Genomic DNA, 17,844 nt, shown 5'->3' on the forward strand with positions numbered 1-17,844 from the left:
AGCTGCCCGAGTCTTACGAGGATCTCGCTGGCTGTCTCCATTCTGGGTTGGCACCGTTCTGGCGTAGCGCGGGTAGCCCCGAAGGACTAGCGAAATTGTTAGCTTCGTGCTACATATATCAAAATTTTGTAGTGCGAAGATGTCAAATGCCGACTCCTCACAATCCTCCCGCCGCTGTGCGGCGCACCCTGCGCAAGCTGGGCGCGGACATCCATGACGCCCGCCGCCGCCGCCGGCTGCCCATGGCGGTTGTGGCGGAACGCGCCTTCACGTCCCGCTCCACCCTCCAGAGAGTCGAAGCCGGCGACACCAACGTCAGCATCGGCATCTATGCCGGTGTTCTCCAAGCGCTCGGTCTCCTCGACGGCCTGAGCCAGATTGCCGACATCAGCAACGATAGCGTCGGGCGGGCTCTCGCCAGTGCCGAGCTGCCCAAGCGCGTCCATCTCAAGCGGCCGGCTGGACCGCCCCGTAATGGCTGATTTCGAGGTCCATATCGATCTCGAAGGTCGCACGCACCAGATCGGGCTGGCGCGGAGCAATCGCGTTCGCGGCGCCGAGACGATCCTCTTCGAATATGACGGCGCATGGCTGGAAGACCCCGACGCCTTCTCGCTTGAACCTGCCCTCGCTCTGGGCCGCGGCGCCTTCGCGCCGCCCGCCGGCCTTGCAACTTTCGGTTCCATTGGCGATTCGGCTCCTGACACCTGGGGGCGTCGCCTCATGCAGCGTGCCGCGCGCCGCCTCGCCGAACGCGAAGGCCGTGCGGTCCGCACGCTCGCGGAGAGCGATTATCTCCTCGGCGTCGCCGACGAGACCCGATTGGGCGCGCTGCGCTTTCGCTGGGCTGGCGACGATACCTTCCAGGCGCCGATTCGCGCGGGCGTGCCTGCCCTGGTCGAGCTTGGCCGCCTGCTTCAGATCACTGAACGTATCCTTCGCGACGAGGAAACCGACGAAGATATGCAACTCATCTTCGCCCCTGGCTCCTCCTTGGGCGGGGCGCGGCCCAAGGCGTCGGTGATCGACCAACACGGGCAACTCTCCATCGCCAAGTTCCCCAAGGAAACTGACGACTACAGCATGGAGACGTGGGAGGAGATCGCGCTGCGCCTTGCGAGCCAGGTCGGCATCGTCACCCCCAGACATGAATTGATCGACGTCGCCGGTAAGAAGGTCATGCTGTCGCGGCGCTTCGATCGGCGTGGCGCAATCCGCATTCCGTTCTTGTCAGCCATGGCGATGATGGGCGTCCGGGACGGCGAACGCGGCAGCTATCCCGAAATCGTTGATGCCCTCGCTGAATATGGCGCGCAGAGCAAGACCGACGCGCATGCTCTTTTTCGGCGCGTCGTCTTCAATGTGCTGATCTCCAATGTGGACGATCATCTGCGTAACCACGGTTTCCTGTGGCTCGGAAGGGCAGGATGGTCGCTCTCTCCGGCCTACGATCTCAATCCTGTCCCGACGGATCTCAAGGCGCGGGTTCTGACAACCAACATCGATCTCGACGAGGGCACCTGTTCGCTCGATCTGCTGGAGGCTGCTTCCGAGTTCTTCGCGCTGACGCTGGTGCAGGCCCGCGCGATCATCAAGGAAGTCGCCACCGTCACAGCGACCTGGCGCCACACCGCGAAGTCGGTGGGCGCGCGCGGGGCCGAGATCAACCGCATGGCCAGCGCATTCGAGCACGACGACCTGAACCGAGCGCTCGCCTTATGACGAGAACCTTTCTTCACAGCTTCGACCCGCCGACCGCCAATCCCGTCACTGGTCCCACCGTCGACCTTGATGTCGCAGCCATCGAGGACGCGGGTATCCGGGAAGTGCTGCAAACGCCGGGCGCTGCCTATGGCGCATGGTCCATTCTGGATGCGCTGCTCACCCCAACCGGCTCTGGAACGCCCTTCATTTTCAAGGAGCCACTTGGTCAGGCCCGCGAGGTGAAGGTGGCCCTATCTGGTCTGTTCGGGCGCTTCATCGCGCGCGCCTATCTTGAGCGGTACTTTAGCCTGTCGATCTTCGCGCATCTCGGCAGCCGCGTCATCGATCTCGACGGGCGCCGAAAGGTGAAGGTCAAGCGGTTGTCCCGAGGTGATCTGCCTGACTGGATCGCTTGTGCCTCCGACTTGGCCGCCCTGACCGTCGCGGAGGCCAAGGGCTGCCATGATGCAGGAGGTCCGGCATCGGCATTGGCCCGCGCCTGGAGGCAGGCCGCGCGAATTGATGTGACGGCCCGAGGCCGCAAAGTCACCGTGAAGCGCATTGCCGTCGCGACACGTTGGGGCATGGCCGTCTCAGGCCCGGCTGATGCCCATCTCTCGGTCAAGGACCCCGTGGACGAGGGCGAGCCCATCAAGCCAGAGGAGAAGGACGCACTCTTCATTGGGCTGCTCCGCCTCCACATCGCCAATCTGATTCGGCCGCTTGGTCATGTCGAACTGTCGGATGCCCTGAAACGCATGACCCATCAGCCCTTCGCCAACCGGCTCCAGGCTGACCTCCAGACGGCACGATCGCTGCTCGACGCCGCCCCGGTGGGCGATGTTGAAAAGGCAAGCGCGATCGGCGGGCTTGTCGGTGGATTCGTCACACGCGCCGGACCTGTCAACGATGCCGATATTTCCGTTGCCGATCAGGAAGCGCTCGCCCGCCTCAATCTCCGGCCGATCTTCGTGGGGATAGACCGGGATCTCATCCGCGCTGCCATCGACGCCGAGCCCGACGCGGTGCGCGTCCGGCTGACTGAGACCGCGCAGCCGGATGACTTTGCACGGCCTGATCGTGCGGGTGGCTGGATCGTGCCGCTCGGCCAGGAACGCCGCATCATCAGGGGGACCTGAGACGGTGATTGCGAGAACGAAACGTGGAAACGGGGCCTGTGGCAGCAGGTAAGGGTCGGGGGAAACCATGGACGGACAGGACGAGGATCTTTCGAACGAAGCAGCAGCTCTTGCCGACATTCTCAAATGGTCCGCAGATTTGCCGGCTTGGCAGCGCGATGCGCTGCGGCGGCTATGTAGTCAGCCCAAGCTGGAAAGCGCCGATATCATAACGCTTGTCGCCATCTGCAAGGCCGCCGAACAGGGAGTGCCCCTCGACGCCAGCCACGTCCGCGACCCGTCGGCCAGCCATGCCGTCGTCAGCCTTGCCGCCCTTTATGGCCTCTCGCACGTCAACGCCCTCGCGCCCGGCGAGCGGCTATCCTTTGGCAAAGCCGGCCTCACGGTCATCTATGGTGACAATGGCGCAGGTAAATCCGGATATGCTCGCGTTCTCAAGCAGCTTTGCCGCGCGCGTTCGCCGAAAGGCGATGCGATCCTGCCTAACATCTACGCGGCCAGCCCCGGCACTCCCGCTGCCTGCATCGACTTTTTTATCGGCGCACAGAAGCGAAGCGCGTCGTGGACCCAGGGCAGCGCGCCGGACGCCATGCTTTCCGCCGTGAGCGTGTTCGATTCCCGAACCGCCAACGTCCATGTCGAGAACACCAACGATCTCGCCTACACTCCGCTTCCGCTCCGCATTCTCGCCGGCCTCGCGCAGGCCTGTCAGGACGTAAAGGCCAAGCTGGCCGCGGAGATTAAGTCGCTCCAGGAGCAGACGCCGGCTGTCCTTTCCACACCCGAATGCAAGGAGGACACTGCAGTAGGCAAGCTGATCACCGGGCTGTCGGGCAAGACCAAACCGGAAGACATCGAGAACCTCGCCGGTCTATCGCCCGACGAGGAAGCACGCCTCCAAATGCTCACAACAGATCTCTCAAGTGATCCGACCCGGACTGTTCGTCAGCTCCAGGGCGAGGAAAACCGCATCAAGACCATTGTCAGCCAGCTCGAGCACCTGGCTGCGGTCGCCACGGATGAAACGTGGACAGAGCTCAGCGAAGCCCACACGCATTTGTCGAACGCGCGCTCCGCCGCCGCAGCCGCATCCGCAAATCTCTTCGCCGATGAACCGCTGCCCGACATTGGTGCTGACGTTTGGAAGGTCTTATGGGAGGCCGCTCGCGATTATTCGCGCGCATCTGCCTACCCGGATCGGCCGTTTCCGGTAACGGAAGGCCGCGCCCATTGTGTCCTCTGCCAACAGCCGCTCAGCGAGGAGGCCGCGCAGCGGCTCCGCAGTTTTGAGACCTTTGTTCAGGACGAGAGCAAGCGCCGCGAGCAGGAAGCCGCTGACGCCTACAGTGAGAAGTGCGAGGAGGTCTCGTCGAAAGCCATCTCGATGACGGATCTGCTGGCAATCGTCGCCCTGATGCGGGATGGCATCGGCCAGGAAGAACTGGCGGCCACTCTTCGCCGTGAAATCCTGCAACTGGCCTGGCGGCTGCGCGCGCTTCTCAGAACTCACCACTTGGCGGCGATGCCGGCCCTTCCGCCCGCAGCAGTCCCTTCCGTCGCGCCGTTGCGCACGGTGCTCGATGATATCGCCGCCCGCATTGCTGGCCTTCAGGCGGAGGCCAATTCTCCACAGCGGGCAGCGCTCATCGCGGAGCGTGATGGCCTCACCGACCGCAAATGGCTCGGTGTGGTGAAAGCCGATGCGCTGGCCCAGATCGAACGCCTCAAGGCTATCGAGGCGATCGAGAAGGCCAACAAGGACACGGCGACGAACAAGATCACGACCCAGAGCGCCCGTATCGCGCAGGCGCTCGTCACCAACCGCTTGCGCGGCCAGTTCGCCATCGAGGTAAACAAGCTCGGCGTCGCCGGTCTTGCCATCGAACTTCAGCAGGCGAAAACCAGTGCGGGGGTTCCCTTCTTCCAGGTCCGGCTCATCAACAGGCCGAGTGAGCCGGTCGGTAAGGTCCTGAGCGAAGGCGAGCATCGCTGCGTGGCGCTCGCCGCTTTCATGGCGGAGCTTTCGACCATCGACGCCCAGTCGGCGATCGTGTTCGACGACCCCGTCTCCTCACTCGACCATCTACACCGCGACAAGGTTGCCGCCCGACTGGCCGAGGCCGGGCAGACCCGGCAGGTGATCGTCTTCACCCACGATATGGCCTTCCTGCTCCTTCTTGATGAAGCCTCCCGGGCCACCAAAGAGCGGGAAGCGACACCGGTGGCCTATCGGCTGATCAGCCGCGGCGCCGACAACGCCGGCTATTGTCACCAGGAGCCGCCGGCCAGCGTGATGCCGCTCGACAAAGTGATCGAGGGGATGAAGGCGCATCTTGCGAACGTGAAAATCCATTACGAGCGCGGCGATCAGGCGAAGTGGCTTCGCGAGGTGACGTCCTTCCAGGATCAACTTCGCACCACATGGGAACGCGCCGTCGAGGAAGTGGTGGGGCCGGTGATCCGCCGCTTGTCGCGCAAGGTCGATACGACGGGCCTCATCAAACTGACGGTGCTTACCAACGCTGATTGTACCGTGATGCGCGAGGCCTTTGGGCGCTGCTCGGCGCTCCTACATAGTCAGCCCGGTGAGATCAATCCGCGCTTGCCAGCCCCGGCGCTTATCGAGGGCGAGATCGATGTGCTAGAAAAATGGATCGCCGACGTGCGGACCCGTCAGGATAAAGCGGCATGAAATGGTCCGAGCTGAAGCGGACGTCCGATACCATCCTCGCCGCCGGTCGGTACCGCTTACGCACCTCAAGAATGATAGCCGTGACGGACTCTCCTCTTCTCGTCGCCGCGCCGGCACGGAACACCGACCATGCTGCTACGGCTTCTCGCGCTGGGGCGCGAATTGCGCGTCAACACCATCGCAACCGCACAGGAGCTGGGTCAGATCACAGCTATGTTCGGCCAAGAGCAAGGCTCGGTTGTCGAAGCACGCTTCGGAATCCGACTAGTCCTTCGTCTGGAGCCGGGTGAAACCGCAAGGCGCATCTGCGAGGTCTGGATCGACCGGCGTCAGGTCCGCAGGCGCCGGGATGCGACCGTCGAGGAGCTGGCCCGAGGAATCACGAAGCCGATGGAGACCGTCTGGGAGGACACGATCACGACCGACTTCCTGTCGGATGCGCTTGGCGTGTTCGAGACATCGGCCGGGAAAATGATTCGTGTCCTGGTGACGGGGTTTCCCGCGCTCGCCGTCGTCGACGTCCCGCTGACGGCCTGGGCTGATCGGCGCGAAGCGCACGTCCCCGCGCCCTGGATTGCCGAATCCGGCATACTGCATCAGCACGGAGCGCAGCGGGCCTAAGGGGCGCCCCAGGGTCGAAACTAGGAGAATAGGCGAAAAGTTCATTCATTTCCGAGACCCCTACCAGCACGCGCTCTAATTGGAAGGCCTCCCATTCGGAGGTCTTCTTCGTGGTCGCGACGTGGAATCCTGCAGCAAGCGCGAGCTACTACACGCGCCAGACCGAGTATTACCTCGGCGACGGCGAGCCTGCGGGCCTCTGGTACGCCCCGGCGGGGGATTTTGGCGTTGTAGACGGCGCGCAAGTCGAGCGCCAGACCTTCGAGCAATTGTACAATGCCCTCGACGCGGATGGCCGCCCCCTCCTGGATAAGATTCGCCGCCATAGGGAGCGGACAAGCGCGTTCGACGTGACACTCAGCGCACCGCGCTCGGTATCCCTGGTCTGGGGGCTGGCGACGCCCGAGACGAAGCGCCTCATCGAAGTTGCGCAGCAGCGAGCTGTTAAAGCAACGCTGAACGTCCTGGAGCGAGAGGCCACCTGGGCGCGCCGGGGCCGCAACGGCATGTCGCTGGAGAAAGTCGCTCTCACAGCCGCCTTGTTTCAGCACGGCGAAAGCCGCCCTGCAAAACACGCCGACGGGCGCATATTCGCAGATGCAAATTTGCATACGCATTGCGTATGCATGAATATCTCGACCCGCCAGAGCGACGGCACAGTTGGAGGTCTTCACTCCAAGGTCATCCGCGATTGGAAGATGGCGGCCGGCGCGACCTATCACGCCGCCCTCGCACATGAGCTGACGAAGCTCGGCTTTGACATCGTCCGCGTCGGCAAGAACGGCATCTTCGAAATCGCCGGCGTGGATGATGCCACGATCAAGTACTTCAGCGCGCGTCGTCAGGAGATCGAAGACGAACTGGCCGAACACGGTGTCGCCAGTGCTCAGGCGCCGGCACTCGCCGCTGCCATCACCAAAGCGACGCGCACCGCCAAACGCGACAGCGAAACCGCTCGCCGCGAGGACACTTGGCGAGATGCCGCGGAATCGATCGGGATCGAAGTCGAGACGTTCACCGAACGTCTGCGAGATCCGTCGAGGATATTCGATCGCGCAGCGGCCGAACAACTCTTGTCGGAGCGACTGGACGCATTGCCGGCCGCCCTCACCGAGCAGGAGAGCGTGATCGAGCGCCGTGAGTTGTTGCGTTCCGTGACCGCCACGCTCGTTGGCACCGGGCTGCCGGCCGAGCGTGCGGAGGTCGAAGTCGATCGCCTGCTGAGGAATGGCGCAATCGTCGAGATCGGTCACGATGCCCTTGGCCTGCCCAACTATTCCACCCCCGAAATGCTCGCTATTGAACGGGAAGTCGTCGCGATGGCGCAGGACCTCGCGTCCCGCTCCTGGCACGCCGTCGATCTGACGCGAATCGCTGAGCGCTGCGTGGCCATCGGGCTGAGTACGGAGCAGACCGAAGCCGCCATTGCTGCGTGCGGCGGCAACGCGATCTCGATCATCGAAGGAGCGCCTGGCAGCGGGAAAACAACCACACTCTTCCAGATCGTTTCGGCCCACACCGCGATCGGCTCAGGTGATGTGACGTTCAAACAGGAGGGCCGACGAGCAGGTCCGCCGATCAGATGCATCGCCACGGCCACGGCCTGGCGTGTCGCAAATACCTTGGCTAGCGACCTCGGCATCGAGTCGCGCGCGACGGCGTCCTGGATCGCGATGCTCAAGGCCGGTCACAATGTCTTCGATGAACGCACGCTCCTGATCGTCGACGAAGCCGGCCTGCTGTCCTCGCGCGATATGCATGTGTTGCTCAGCGCTGTGAAGAAGGCCGGCGCCAAGGCCGTACTCGTCGGGGATCGCCGCCAGCTCCAGCCGATCGGGGGACCCGGGCTTGACCTGGTGTCCCGCGCCGTCGAAGCGACTCGGGTCGACAACATCGTTCGCCAACGCGAGGCGTGGGTCCGGGACGCCATTACCGCCTTCGGCAAGGGCGACGCTGCAGAAGGATTGAAGGCCTTCGCCGATCATGGCCTGCTGGTGGAATCCCAGGGCGCCAAGACTGCCATTGCAGCTACGCTTGATGCAGCCGAGGCGGCCAAGGTTCGCGATCCGGCCGGTTCAATCCTTATTCTTGCAAAGTCCAATGCCGCGGTTGCCGCGATCTCGCGCGTAGCGCGGGAACGCCGCAAGACCGCCGGCCTCATTAGGGGCGACGAGATCTCCTTCACGGCGGTCACTTCCTCGGGACACGCCACTCAATTGGCGCTGGCTGCAGGCGACAGGATCCGATTCCTCGTTCGCAATGACGATCTCGGCGTCATCAACGGCACGACCGCGACGGTCGTGACGGTCAGCGAGACGCAGGCGCCCTTCGGCGAGACGAGCCAGCTTCGGATCGAAGCCGACGTAGGTGATCGGCGCATCGTCTTCAATCCCACGTGTCTTGCCGACGCGCAGGGGCGCCCGCGCCTTGGCTGGGCCTACGCCTCAACGATCTATGGGAGCCAAGGCCTGACGGTCGACAACAGCATCGTCTATGTCGACCATACCCTCAGCCGGCACGATATCTTCGTGGCATCGAGCCGGGCGCGCGAGACGACGACCCTCGTGGTGGACTCACAGCGCATCGATCGACACCTCGCCTCCGAACTGCCGTTCGACCGGCAACATGACGGATCGGCCTTTTCCGAAACGCAGCGACGCGAGTGGCTCGCCGAGCGGCTCTCCCGCGCGGCACCTAAGATCTCCACGCTCGACGTGATCGAGGGCGTAAGTTTCCCTGATCGGAAAGCCGAACATTTGCGCGACCGGCGGCGGGAGCTCAACCATGAGCTCTAGACGCGCAAGCCTTCGCAAGCGAGCTGAGCTGAGGTCCCGCGATGCCGCACCAGGCGAGTCCTGTACTGCGTCAGCACAGTCCCCAAAGAAGCGCGGCCCGCGTCAGCTACAGCCGGGGGATTTCCGTGTGACGATCGAGATGCCGCATTCTGTTCCCATCCTGGAAAGAGAACTGCGCGCGATCGAAATTTTGCTCGGCGCTGAGCTTCAGAATGTGCTCAGGGGCAGTGCCAAAGAGCGCTAATTCCGTGCGCAGATTTTGATTGACAGAGCACCTTGTCTGCTGCGCAGATTCGATCCTGGCGACAAAGAAATGCATTGTGCAGCCGTAGATCTGACCATGAACAAGCACGTATTTCGCAACTCGGCCCAGAACCAAACAGATGCGCCGAGGCGCGTTGCCACCTATTATAGAGTTAGTACGGGACGACAGCTAAACCACGAAGCCTCAATCCCGAGCCAACGCAAGGTCACCGCAGCTTTCTGCGATCAGAATGGCTATGCCATTGTCGAAGAGTTCGTGGAGGCGAAGACAGCAACGGACGACCGCAGGCCCGTGCTACAGGACATGATCGATCGCGCCTGCGCTCCGGATCATCCCTACGATGCTATCGTGTTTTATGCGTTTAATCGCTTCTTCCGCAACGTCGCTGAAATGGAGTTGACCATCCGCAAGCTGCGGAAGCATGGCGTCGAGGTCGTGTCGGTCACTCAGCCGACGGGCGATGACCCTAGCCAGATTCTAGTTAGGCAGATCATCGGAGCATTTGATGAACATACATCTCGGGAAATCTCCAAGAACACTACGCGCGCAATGCGCGAGTCAGCGCGCCAGGGTTTTTGGAATGGCGCCACGCCGCCGCTTGGCTACAAGATTGTAGAGGCGGAACGACGCGGACAGAAGATCAAGAAAAAGCTCGGCATCGATCCCGTCGAGGCCGAAACGGTCCGGCTAATTTACAAGCTCTATATGGACGGCGATGGGACTACCGGTCCACTCGGCGTGAAGGAAACGACAAAGTGGCTGAACAGCCACGGCTACCGCACGCGACGGGGCGTGACCTTTGGCGTCGGGCCAGTGCACAAGATCCTGACCAACGCCTGCTATGCTACCGGTCAATGGCCCTATGGCGTGCGTAGCTCGCGGGATGGCCGCAAGCACGATCCATCCAGCGTCGTCAATATCACTGTTCCGATTCTGATCGAGAAGAGCGACTTCGACCGCGTGCAGGCGAAACTCACGCAGAACAATCCCAAGACGACGCCGCCACGCGTGGTCAACGGCCCCTCGCTGCTCACGGGCATCGCCGTCTGTGCGTCCTGCGGGGCGGGAATGACCCGTACGGGAACCACCAATCGGCAGGGCCGGTCGTATTCCTACTATTCCTGCGCGGGTTGCCAACAGAAGGGCAAGACGGTCTGCAACGGCCGGCATATCCCGGCGGCGACCCTGGACGATATCGTCCTGACCAACCTGAAGACGCGCGTGCTCGCTCCGGACCGGCTCGCCGACCTCCTGAAATCGCTGATCGAGCGCCAAGCCGCAAAGAGCGAATCCGCGGACCAGCGGCTGATAACGCTCCAGAAGGAGCTGACGGACGTCGACGAGCGCTTGAGGCGGCTCTACCGCTCAATCGAGGACGGCATCGTAGAACTCGACGAAATCTTGCGGGAACGCACCACGGCGCTGAAGTCCCAGCGGGAGCGCGCAAAAGCGGCTCTTGATCACGCTCGCGCTCAGTGCAGTACGGCGGCCGCAATCGACGCCGGGAAGATTGACGCTTTCGCGAGGCTCATGACCGAAAAGCTCGACGCAGGCGACACGAACACCCGCAAGGCGTACATCCGCTCGATCATTGACGCGGTCGAAGTCGACGATCGGGCGATCCGGATTGTTGGCAGCAAGGACATTCTCCAGGCTGCCGTTGCCGGCAAACAGACCGAGAACGGAAATGTTCGTGGTTTTGTACGCAAATGGCGCGCCCGGAACGATTCGAACGTCCGACCCTCAGATTCGTAGTCTGATGCTCTATCCAGCTGAGCTACGGGCGCGTGCTTCGCAAACAGCGCGGGCATGGACCCGCGACGCATCTCCCGAGGACCGGGAGGGGTGCGAAAGAGCGCTCTGACTAACCGCTCTTGTCCCGATTGGCAAGGTCTGGCTTGCCGGTATTTTGGGGCATTTCCGCAACTCTGTTCGTCATTCCGGGCGCGACGAGTCGCGAGCCATGGTGCGCAATGCGCATCTGAGAATCCATAACCACCAGCTGGGTTATGGATTCCGGCCCCGACCCTCAGGTCGTCGCGGAATGACGGAGGGAATGGAGATCGCCCCGCTCGTTCAGTCGGCCTCTGGCCGACTTACGCCCTGGCTCGCTCGTTGCGGACGGAGAGCAGTTCCACCGGGCGGTCGGGGATGACGATACGGAAGGTGGCGCCGATGGTGCCTTCGACCAGGTGGATGTCGCCGCCATGGGCGCGGACGAGTTCGGCCGCGATGGCGAGGCCAAGGCCGCTGCCGCCGGGCCGGCCGGAGGTCTGGAACGCCTCGAACAGGTGTTCCCGGGTTTTCTGGGGAACGCCGGGACCGGTGTCGGAGACCTCGAGAATGGCGACGGCGCCCTCGCGTTTTCCGGTGATCCGGATCTGCTGCACGCGGCCCTCGCCCGCCGCATGGCTTTCGAGTGCCTGGGCGGCGTTGCGGACGAGGTTGAGCAAGACGCGGAACAGCTGGTCTGGATCGGCATCGACCGCGAGCCCGCGCTCGATCGCAGCGACCCAGGCGATCGAGGCGTCGTTGGCGAGCCCGGCCGTCTCGCGCACCTCCATCACCACCGGCTCGATCAGGATCATGCGGCGATCGGGCGCGGCCTCCTGGGCGCGGCCGTAGGACAACGTCGACTGGCAGAAGGCGATGGCGCGTTCGAGCGAGCGCACGAGCTTGGGCGCGAAGCGCTGCACCCGCGGATCCGGCACGCTGGCGAGCTGGTCCGACAGGAGCTGGGCTGAGGCAAGCAGGTTGCGCAGATCGTGGTTGATCTTGGAGACGGCGAGGCCGAGGGCGGCGAGCCGGCTCTTCTGATTCAGCATCGACATGAGGTCGCGCTGCATGTCCGACAATTCGCGCTCGGCCACCCCGATCTCATCGCTGCGCTGGCTCGGCACGATGATCCCGGCCGAGCTCTCGGGATTCTCGTGGAAGCCGACCAGGCTCGCAGTCAGCCGCCGCATCGGCCGCACGAAGAGATAATGAAGCGCGAGATAGACGAGGCCTGCGGTCAGCACCGCGATGATCAGCGCGACCACCACGAGGTTGCGGGAGAAGCGGTACATCTGCTTGCGCAGCGGCAGTTCGTCGGTGACGATCTCGATGAACTGAGCATTGCCGACCCCGGGCCCGACGATGCGGATGGCCTGATTGCCGGTTTCGAGCATCATCCGGAACGAGCCGGTGATCGCCTCCCAGGCCGTCATGTCGCGCAGGTCAATGTCGTGCTCGATGGCGGTCGGAATGTTGTCGCTGGCGAGCAACCGGCGCTGCTGGCCCATCTTGATGGCGACGGCGCGGGCGTTGATGCTCTTCAGGATCTGGCGCGAGAGCGAATCAGGAACCATGCCGAGCGGCGCAGCGTCCAGCACCAGCGCCGCCGTATTGGCCGCCGCAACGCGGTCATTCAGCCGGTTGACCCAGAAATTGGCGATCGCGGGTACGTAGAGCAGCACGGCGGCGATCATCACGAGGGGGATGGTGAGCAGCAGCAGCTTGCCGGACAGCCCGAGCCCGCGCGACCCACGGGGCCCCATGGCCGGCTGCTCCGGCTGATCCAGATCCTGGATCGGCTGGCGATCTGTGGCTGCCACGAAATTCGCCCCTGTTGGCCTTGGCTGGTGGAGGATGCGACCCGCCCGATGTCCGGTCAAATTACGGATCGCTAATCTGCCGAGGTGGGATGTAGGCGCTGATATCGCGAGTCGCCACCTCAAGGGATAAAAACCCCGCACAAACAGCGATATTCACCGGAATCGCGCCCTTGTGCGGCGTTGACGAAAAGAAGGCGCTCCCTTATAAGCCGCGCAAATTGTCCGCGATGACCCGGTGCGACACCGGGAGCGGCTCTCTCGGGGCCGGAAAAGGGCCCGTTTTGGGCCGCATCTTCCGGACTTTACCATCAATTCTACAGGCAAATTGCCCGGTCAGCGGAGAAAAACCCGTGAAGCGGACTTATCAACCCAGCAAACTGGTGCGCAAGCGCCGTCACGGCTTCCGCGCCCGCCTCGCCACTGCTGGCGGCCGCAAGGTTCTCGCCGCCCGCCGCGCCCGCGGCCGCAAGCGTCTGAGCGCCTGAGCCGGACCCCCCTTTTGGGATTTCATCATGGATCGGCTGAGGCAGCGGGCGGATTTCGTCGCCGTTGCCAATGGCGCGCGGGTGAATAATCCCGCGTTCGTCCTGCAAAGCCGCCGCCGCGATGACCTTGGCCCGGTCCGCATCGGCTTCACCGTCACCAAGAAGAACGGCAACGCGCCCGAGCGCAATCGTATCCGGCGCCGGCTTCGCGAATTGGTGAAGCGGCTCGATCCGGTGTCGATGCAGCCCCATCATGATTATGTCCTGGTCGGACGAAGAGACGCGCTCTCGCGCGACTTCGCCACCATGCTCGACGATCTGCGCATAGCGTTCACGAAGCCCGCGCGGCATACGGCCAAAGCGCGCGGCCACAGGCCAGGTCCCGCCGCAGCGACCAGCCGCAAACCGGATTGATGACGAGACAATCGAGATGACCGACAATCGCAATACCATCCTCGCCGTCATTCTGTCGGGCCTGGTGCTGATCGCGTGGCAGTATTTCTACAACGTGCCGCAGATGGAGAAGCAGCGCGCCCAGCAGCAGACCCAGGCCGAGCTGCAAAAGGGCAGCACGCCGCAGCCGAGCGCGTCCACGACGCCCGGCAGCGCGCCGCAGCCCGGCGCTGCCCAGCCGTCGACGCCGGCCGTGAACCAGGCCCAGCCGGTCGTCGCCCGCGAGACCGCCATTGCAGCAAGCCCGCGCGTGAAGATCGAGACGCCGCGGATTGCCGGCAGCATCTCGCTGAAGGGCGGCCGCATCGACGACATCGCGCTGGTGCAATATCGCGAGACGGTCGATCCGAAGTCGCCGCCGATCATCCTCTATTCGCCCTCGGGCACGGCGGAGCCCTATTACGCCGAGTTCGGCTGGGTGGCGGCGACGGGCGTGACGGCAAAGATGCCGGATGCACAGACCGTCTGGCAGCAGGAGGGCAGCGGCAGCCTGACGCCGTCGACACCGGTGGTGCTGAAATGGGACAATGGCGACGGCCTGACCTTCCGCCGCACCATTGCCGTCGACGACCATTATCTCTTCACCATCAAGGACGAGGTGAGCAATGTCGGCAATGCGCCTGTCACGCTCTATCCGTTCGCGCTGATCTCGCGCCACGGCGCGCCGCACGTCTCGGGCTATTACATCCTGCATGAAGGCCTGATCGGCTATCTCGGCGACGAGAAGCTGAAGGAATATGGCTACAAGCAGGTCGACGAAGCCAAGCAGGTGAATTTCAACAATGTCACCAATGGCTGGCTCGGCATCACCGACAAGTACTGGGCCTCGGCGCTACTGCCCGACACCAATGCCCGGCTGCAGGCGCGGTTCTCGTCAAACCCCGTCGGCAAAGTTCACACCTATCAGACCGACTATCTGCTCGATCCCGTCACTGTCGCGATCGGCGGCACGGCGACCGCGAACGCGCGGCTGTTCGCGGGCGCAAAGGAAGCCGGCGTGGTCGGCATCAACTTCCCGCTCGCCGGCCTCGGCGGCTACAACAAGGAGCTCGGCCTCAACCATTTCGATCTGTTGATCGACTGGGGCTGGTTCCACTTCCTCACCAAGCCGATGTTCCTCGGCCTCGACTTCTTCTTCCGCTTCTTCGGCAATTTCGGCATCTCGATCCTGCTCGTCACCGTGATCGTGAAGCTGTTGTTCTTCCCGCTGGCGAGCAAATCCTACGCCTCGATGGCGAAGATGAAGTCGATCCAGCCGCAGCTTTTGGCGCTGAAGGAGCGCTATCCCGACGACAAGGTGAAGCAGCAGCAGGAGATGATGGAGATCTACCGCAAGGAGAAGATCAATCCGGTCGCCGGCTGTCTGCCCGTGCTGATCCAGATCCCGGTGTTCTTCGCGCTCTACAAGGTGCTGTTCGTCACCATCGAGATGCGGCACGCGCCGTTCTTCGGCTGGATCAAGGACCTCTCGGCGCCGGACCCGACCAATCTCTTCAACCTGTTCGGGTTGATCCCGTTCGATCCGACCACGATTCCGGTGTTCGGCTATTACCTCGCGCTCGGCATCTGGCCGATCATCATGGGCATCACGATGTGGTTCCAGATGAAGCTGAACCCGACGCCGCCGGATCCGACGCAGCAGCTCATATTCAACTGGATGCCGCTGATCTTCACCTTCATGCTGGCAGGCTTCCCGGCAGGGCTCGTGATCTACTGGGCCTGGAACAATCTGCTCTCGGTGGTCCAGCAGAGCTACATCATGCGCCGCAACGGCGTGAAGGTGGAGCTGTTCGACAATCTCAAGGCGACGTTCGTGAGGAAGGCGACGTAATCGTCGTTGCAAGGAGCGAAGCGACGAAGCAATCCAGAGTGCCTCCGCGGATGCATTTCTGGATTGCTACGCTTCGCTCGCAATGACGCGGAGAGACAGCGAGCAAAAGGCCTTCGCATGATCGACGACAAAGATGCGAAGCTGATCGAAGCGGGGCGAAAGCTGTTCGCTCGCGACTGGCAGTTCATCTGGGCTTCGCCCTCGATCGAAACACTGCCGCCGATGGCGGGGCTGGAGATCGCCTTTGCCGGCCGCTCCAATGTCGGCAAGTCCAGCCTCATCAACGCGCTCACCGGTCGCAACGCGCTGGCGCGCACCTCGCATACGCCGGGCCGCACCCAGGAGCTGATCTTTTTCGAAGTCCCCGGGAAGACCGACCTCCGCCTCGTCGACATGCCGGGCTACGGCTATGCCAAGGCACCCAAGAGCCAGGTCGCGTCCTGGACCGAGCTGATCCATAAATTCCTGCTCGGGCGCGCCAGCCTCGCGCGCGTCTACGTGCTGATCGACGCGCGGCATGGGATCAAGGACGTCGATCTCGAAGTCCTGAAGACGCTCGACCGCTCCGCCGTCAGCTACCAGATCGTGCTGACCAAGGCCGACCAGGTAAAGGCCGCCGAGCTGCAGGCGCGCATCGCCGAGACCGAAGCCGCGCTCGCCAAGCATCCGGCCGCGTTCCCTACCGTGCTCGCCACCTCGTCACGCAGCTCGACCGGCATGGCCGAGCTGCGGGCCGCGATGGCGCAGCTGCTGGAAGAGCGGGCCTCGTGATGGCCGCGCACCGCCTGATGCTTGGGCTTGCCGGCTTGATGGGCGCCGCCGGCGTCGCGCTCGCCGCCGCCTCCGCCCATGGCGCCGATGCCACCCGGCTCGCCTCGGCAAGCGCAATGCTGCTGTTTCACGCAACAGCCATACTTGCCACCGGCGCCTTGCTCGCGCGCGGCCTTCTGCATGGCGGAATTGGCCTCGTTGCGGCGTTCGGCTTCGTGATCGGCGCCGCGCTGTTCGCAGGCGACCTCGCCTTGCGGCAATATGCCGGGCACTCGCTGTTTCCGTACGCGGCGCCAACCGGCGGGACGGTGATGATCGCGAGCTGGCTGACGGTGACGTTGGCAGCATTGGTGGCGAAGAGCTAAATCCGTAGCCCATCCGGGCTACATGGCTGCCACGCTTTGCGCCTCGCGCGCCAATCGGATAGAACGCGGCTCACCGACCCGCCAGCGAGATCGCGACATGACCGACATCTCCCCGCTCGACCAGGCCCGCATCCTGTCCGAAGCGCTGCCGCACATGCAGCAGTACGACGAGGAAACCATCGTCATCAAGTATGGCGGCCATGCCATGGGCGACGAGGAGACCGCGAAGAACTTTGCCCGCGACATCGTGCTGCTCGAGCAGACCGCGATCAATCCCGTGGTGGTGCATGGCGGCGGTCCGCAGATCGCGACCATGCTCAAGCGCCTCGGCATCGTCTCGGAATTCGCGGCTGGCCTCCGCATCACCGATGCCGCGACCATCGAGATCGTCGAGATGGTGCTGGCCGGCTCCGTCAACAAGCAGATCGTCGGCTACATCAACGAAGCCGGCGGCAAGGCCGTGGGCCTGTCGGGCAAGGACGGCAACATGGTGAAGGCGTCGAAGACGACGCGCACCATCATCGATCCGGATTCGAACATCGAGAAGGCGATCGATCTCGGCTTCGTCGGTGATCCCGAGAAGGTCGACCTCACGCTGCTGAACCAGCTGATCGGCTACGAGCTGATTCCTGTGCTTGCGCCGCTCGCGACGTCCAAGGACGGCCAGACGCTGAACGTCAACGCCGACACCTTTGCCGGCGCTGTCGCCGGCGCGCTGAAGGCCAAGCGCCTGTTGCTGCTCACCGACGTGCCCGGCGTGCTCGACAAGTCGAAGAAGCTGATCCCGCAGCTCTCGGTGAAGGACGCGCGCAAGCTGATCGCCGACGGCACCATTTCCGGCGGCATGATCCCGAAGGTCGAGACCTGCATCTATGCCCTGGAACAGGGCGTCGAGGGCGTCGTCATCATCGACGGCAAGATGCAGCACGCGGTGCTGCTCGAGCTCTTCACCAACCAGGGCACGGGCACGCTGATCCACAAGTGATCCGGGAGCGCGAGCAGCGGAAGAAGATCGTCATGCCCTGGCTCGACCCGGGTATCCACGGCTCTCGCCTCGCGCAGTCATCCCGGAGCGCCCGCAGGGCGAACTACGGTGCGCAACTGCGCACCGGAGAATCTCGAGATTC

14 protein-coding genes and 1 tRNA gene are annotated in these 17,844 nt (G+C 63.5%); 13 read left to right on the top strand and 2 right to left on the bottom strand.

Annotation, left to right across the window (positions count from 1 at the left end; genetic code table 11):
- Positions 1-146: 146 nt before the first annotated feature.
- The 7 genes from ASG57_RS24845 to ASG57_RS36315 all read left to right on the top strand — a co-directional run bounded on the left by ASG57_RS24845 (position 147) and on the right by ASG57_RS36315 (position 10,971).
- Positions 147-482: a helix-turn-helix domain-containing protein gene (locus ASG57_RS24845; RefSeq protein WP_024336894.1), complete on the top strand. Its 336-nt coding sequence runs from the start codon at positions 147-149 to the stop codon at positions 480-482.
- Positions 475-1,722: a type II toxin-antitoxin system HipA family toxin gene (locus ASG57_RS24850; RefSeq protein WP_024336895.1), complete on the top strand. Its 1,248-nt coding sequence runs from the start codon at positions 475-477 to the stop codon at positions 1,720-1,722. Before ASG57_RS24845 ends, ASG57_RS24850 begins: the two co-directional genes overlap by 8 nt.
- A complete protein-coding gene (locus tag ASG57_RS24855; RefSeq protein WP_024336896.1) occupies positions 1,719-2,843 on the top strand; it encodes a hypothetical protein in 1,125 nt (374 codons plus the stop codon). The genes ASG57_RS24850 and ASG57_RS24855 overlap by 4 nt, the downstream gene beginning before the upstream one ends.
- A 67-nt stretch (positions 2,844-2,910) precedes the next feature.
- Positions 2,911-5,535 (top strand): AAA family ATPase, encoded by a 2,625-nt coding sequence (locus tag ASG57_RS24860; RefSeq protein WP_024336897.1) that lies wholly within the window; start codon positions 2,911-2,913, stop codon positions 5,533-5,535.
- A 129-nt stretch (positions 5,536-5,664) separates the two neighbouring features.
- Positions 5,665-6,156 carry a hypothetical protein gene (locus ASG57_RS24865; protein WP_024336898.1) on the top strand — a complete coding sequence of 164 codons (492 nt, stop codon included), beginning with the start codon at positions 5,665-5,667 and terminating at the stop codon, positions 6,154-6,156.
- 110 nt (positions 6,157-6,266) lie between these two features.
- Positions 6,267-8,951, top strand: a complete 2,685-nt coding sequence (mobF, locus tag ASG57_RS24870) for a MobF family relaxase (protein ID WP_024336899.1) — start codon at positions 6,267-6,269, stop codon at positions 8,949-8,951.
- A 340-nt stretch (positions 8,952-9,291) separates the two neighbouring features.
- Positions 9,292-10,971: a recombinase family protein gene (locus tag ASG57_RS36315; protein ID WP_082529045.1), complete on the top strand. Its 1,680-nt coding sequence runs from the start codon at positions 9,292-9,294 to the stop codon at positions 10,969-10,971.
- Here the strand turns inward: ASG57_RS36315 and ASG57_RS24880 are convergent.
- Positions 10,927-11,003: transfer RNA gene (locus tag ASG57_RS24880), tRNA-Arg, on the bottom strand. The two genes, ASG57_RS36315 and ASG57_RS24880, sit on opposite strands and share 45 nt — an antisense overlap.
- A 309-nt stretch (positions 11,004-11,312) precedes the next feature.
- A complete protein-coding gene (locus ASG57_RS24885; protein ID WP_024337182.1) occupies positions 11,313-12,812 on the bottom strand; it encodes an ATP-binding protein in 1,500 nt (499 codons plus the stop codon).
- 350 nt (positions 12,813-13,162) lie between these two features.
- Here ASG57_RS24885 and rpmH point away from each other — a divergent pair, with 350 nt between their 5' ends.
- The 6 genes from rpmH to argB all read left to right on the top strand — a co-directional run bounded on the left by rpmH (position 13,163) and on the right by argB (position 17,702).
- A complete protein-coding gene (gene rpmH, locus ASG57_RS24890) occupies positions 13,163-13,297 on the top strand; it encodes a 50S ribosomal protein L34 (RefSeq protein WP_008542748.1) in 135 nt (44 codons plus the stop codon).
- A gap of 27 nt (positions 13,298-13,324) precedes the next feature.
- Entirely contained in the window at positions 13,325-13,711 is a 387-nt protein-coding gene (gene rnpA, locus ASG57_RS24895; protein WP_057197904.1) for a ribonuclease P protein component, read from the top strand.
- Positions 13,712-13,727: 16 nt separating this feature from the next.
- On the top strand, positions 13,728-15,581 hold the full coding sequence (yidC, locus tag ASG57_RS24900; protein WP_024337180.1) for a membrane protein insertase YidC: 1,854 nt from the start codon (positions 13,728-13,730) through the stop codon (positions 15,579-15,581).
- 117 nt (positions 15,582-15,698) lie between these two features.
- Complete coding sequence (gene yihA, locus ASG57_RS24905; RefSeq protein WP_057197906.1) at positions 15,699-16,352, top strand: ribosome biogenesis GTP-binding protein YihA/YsxC; 654 nt, start codon at positions 15,699-15,701, stop codon at positions 16,350-16,352.
- The gene (locus ASG57_RS24910) at positions 16,352-16,717 is read left to right on the top strand and encodes a DUF423 domain-containing protein (protein ID WP_029673862.1); all 366 of its coding nucleotides are present in this window, start codon (positions 16,352-16,354) and stop codon (positions 16,715-16,717) included. Before yihA ends, ASG57_RS24910 begins: the two co-directional genes overlap by 1 nt.
- A 97-nt stretch (positions 16,718-16,814) precedes the next feature.
- Positions 16,815-17,702, top strand: a complete 888-nt coding sequence (gene argB, locus ASG57_RS24915) for an acetylglutamate kinase (RefSeq protein WP_057197908.1) — start codon at positions 16,815-16,817, stop codon at positions 17,700-17,702.
- Positions 17,703-17,844 lie beyond the last annotated feature (142 nt).

This window comes from Bradyrhizobium sp. Leaf396 (genome assembly GCF_001424605.1).
In the GTDB taxonomy this organism is placed as follows: Bacteria; Pseudomonadota; Alphaproteobacteria; order Rhizobiales; family Xanthobacteraceae; genus Bradyrhizobium; species Bradyrhizobium japonicum_C.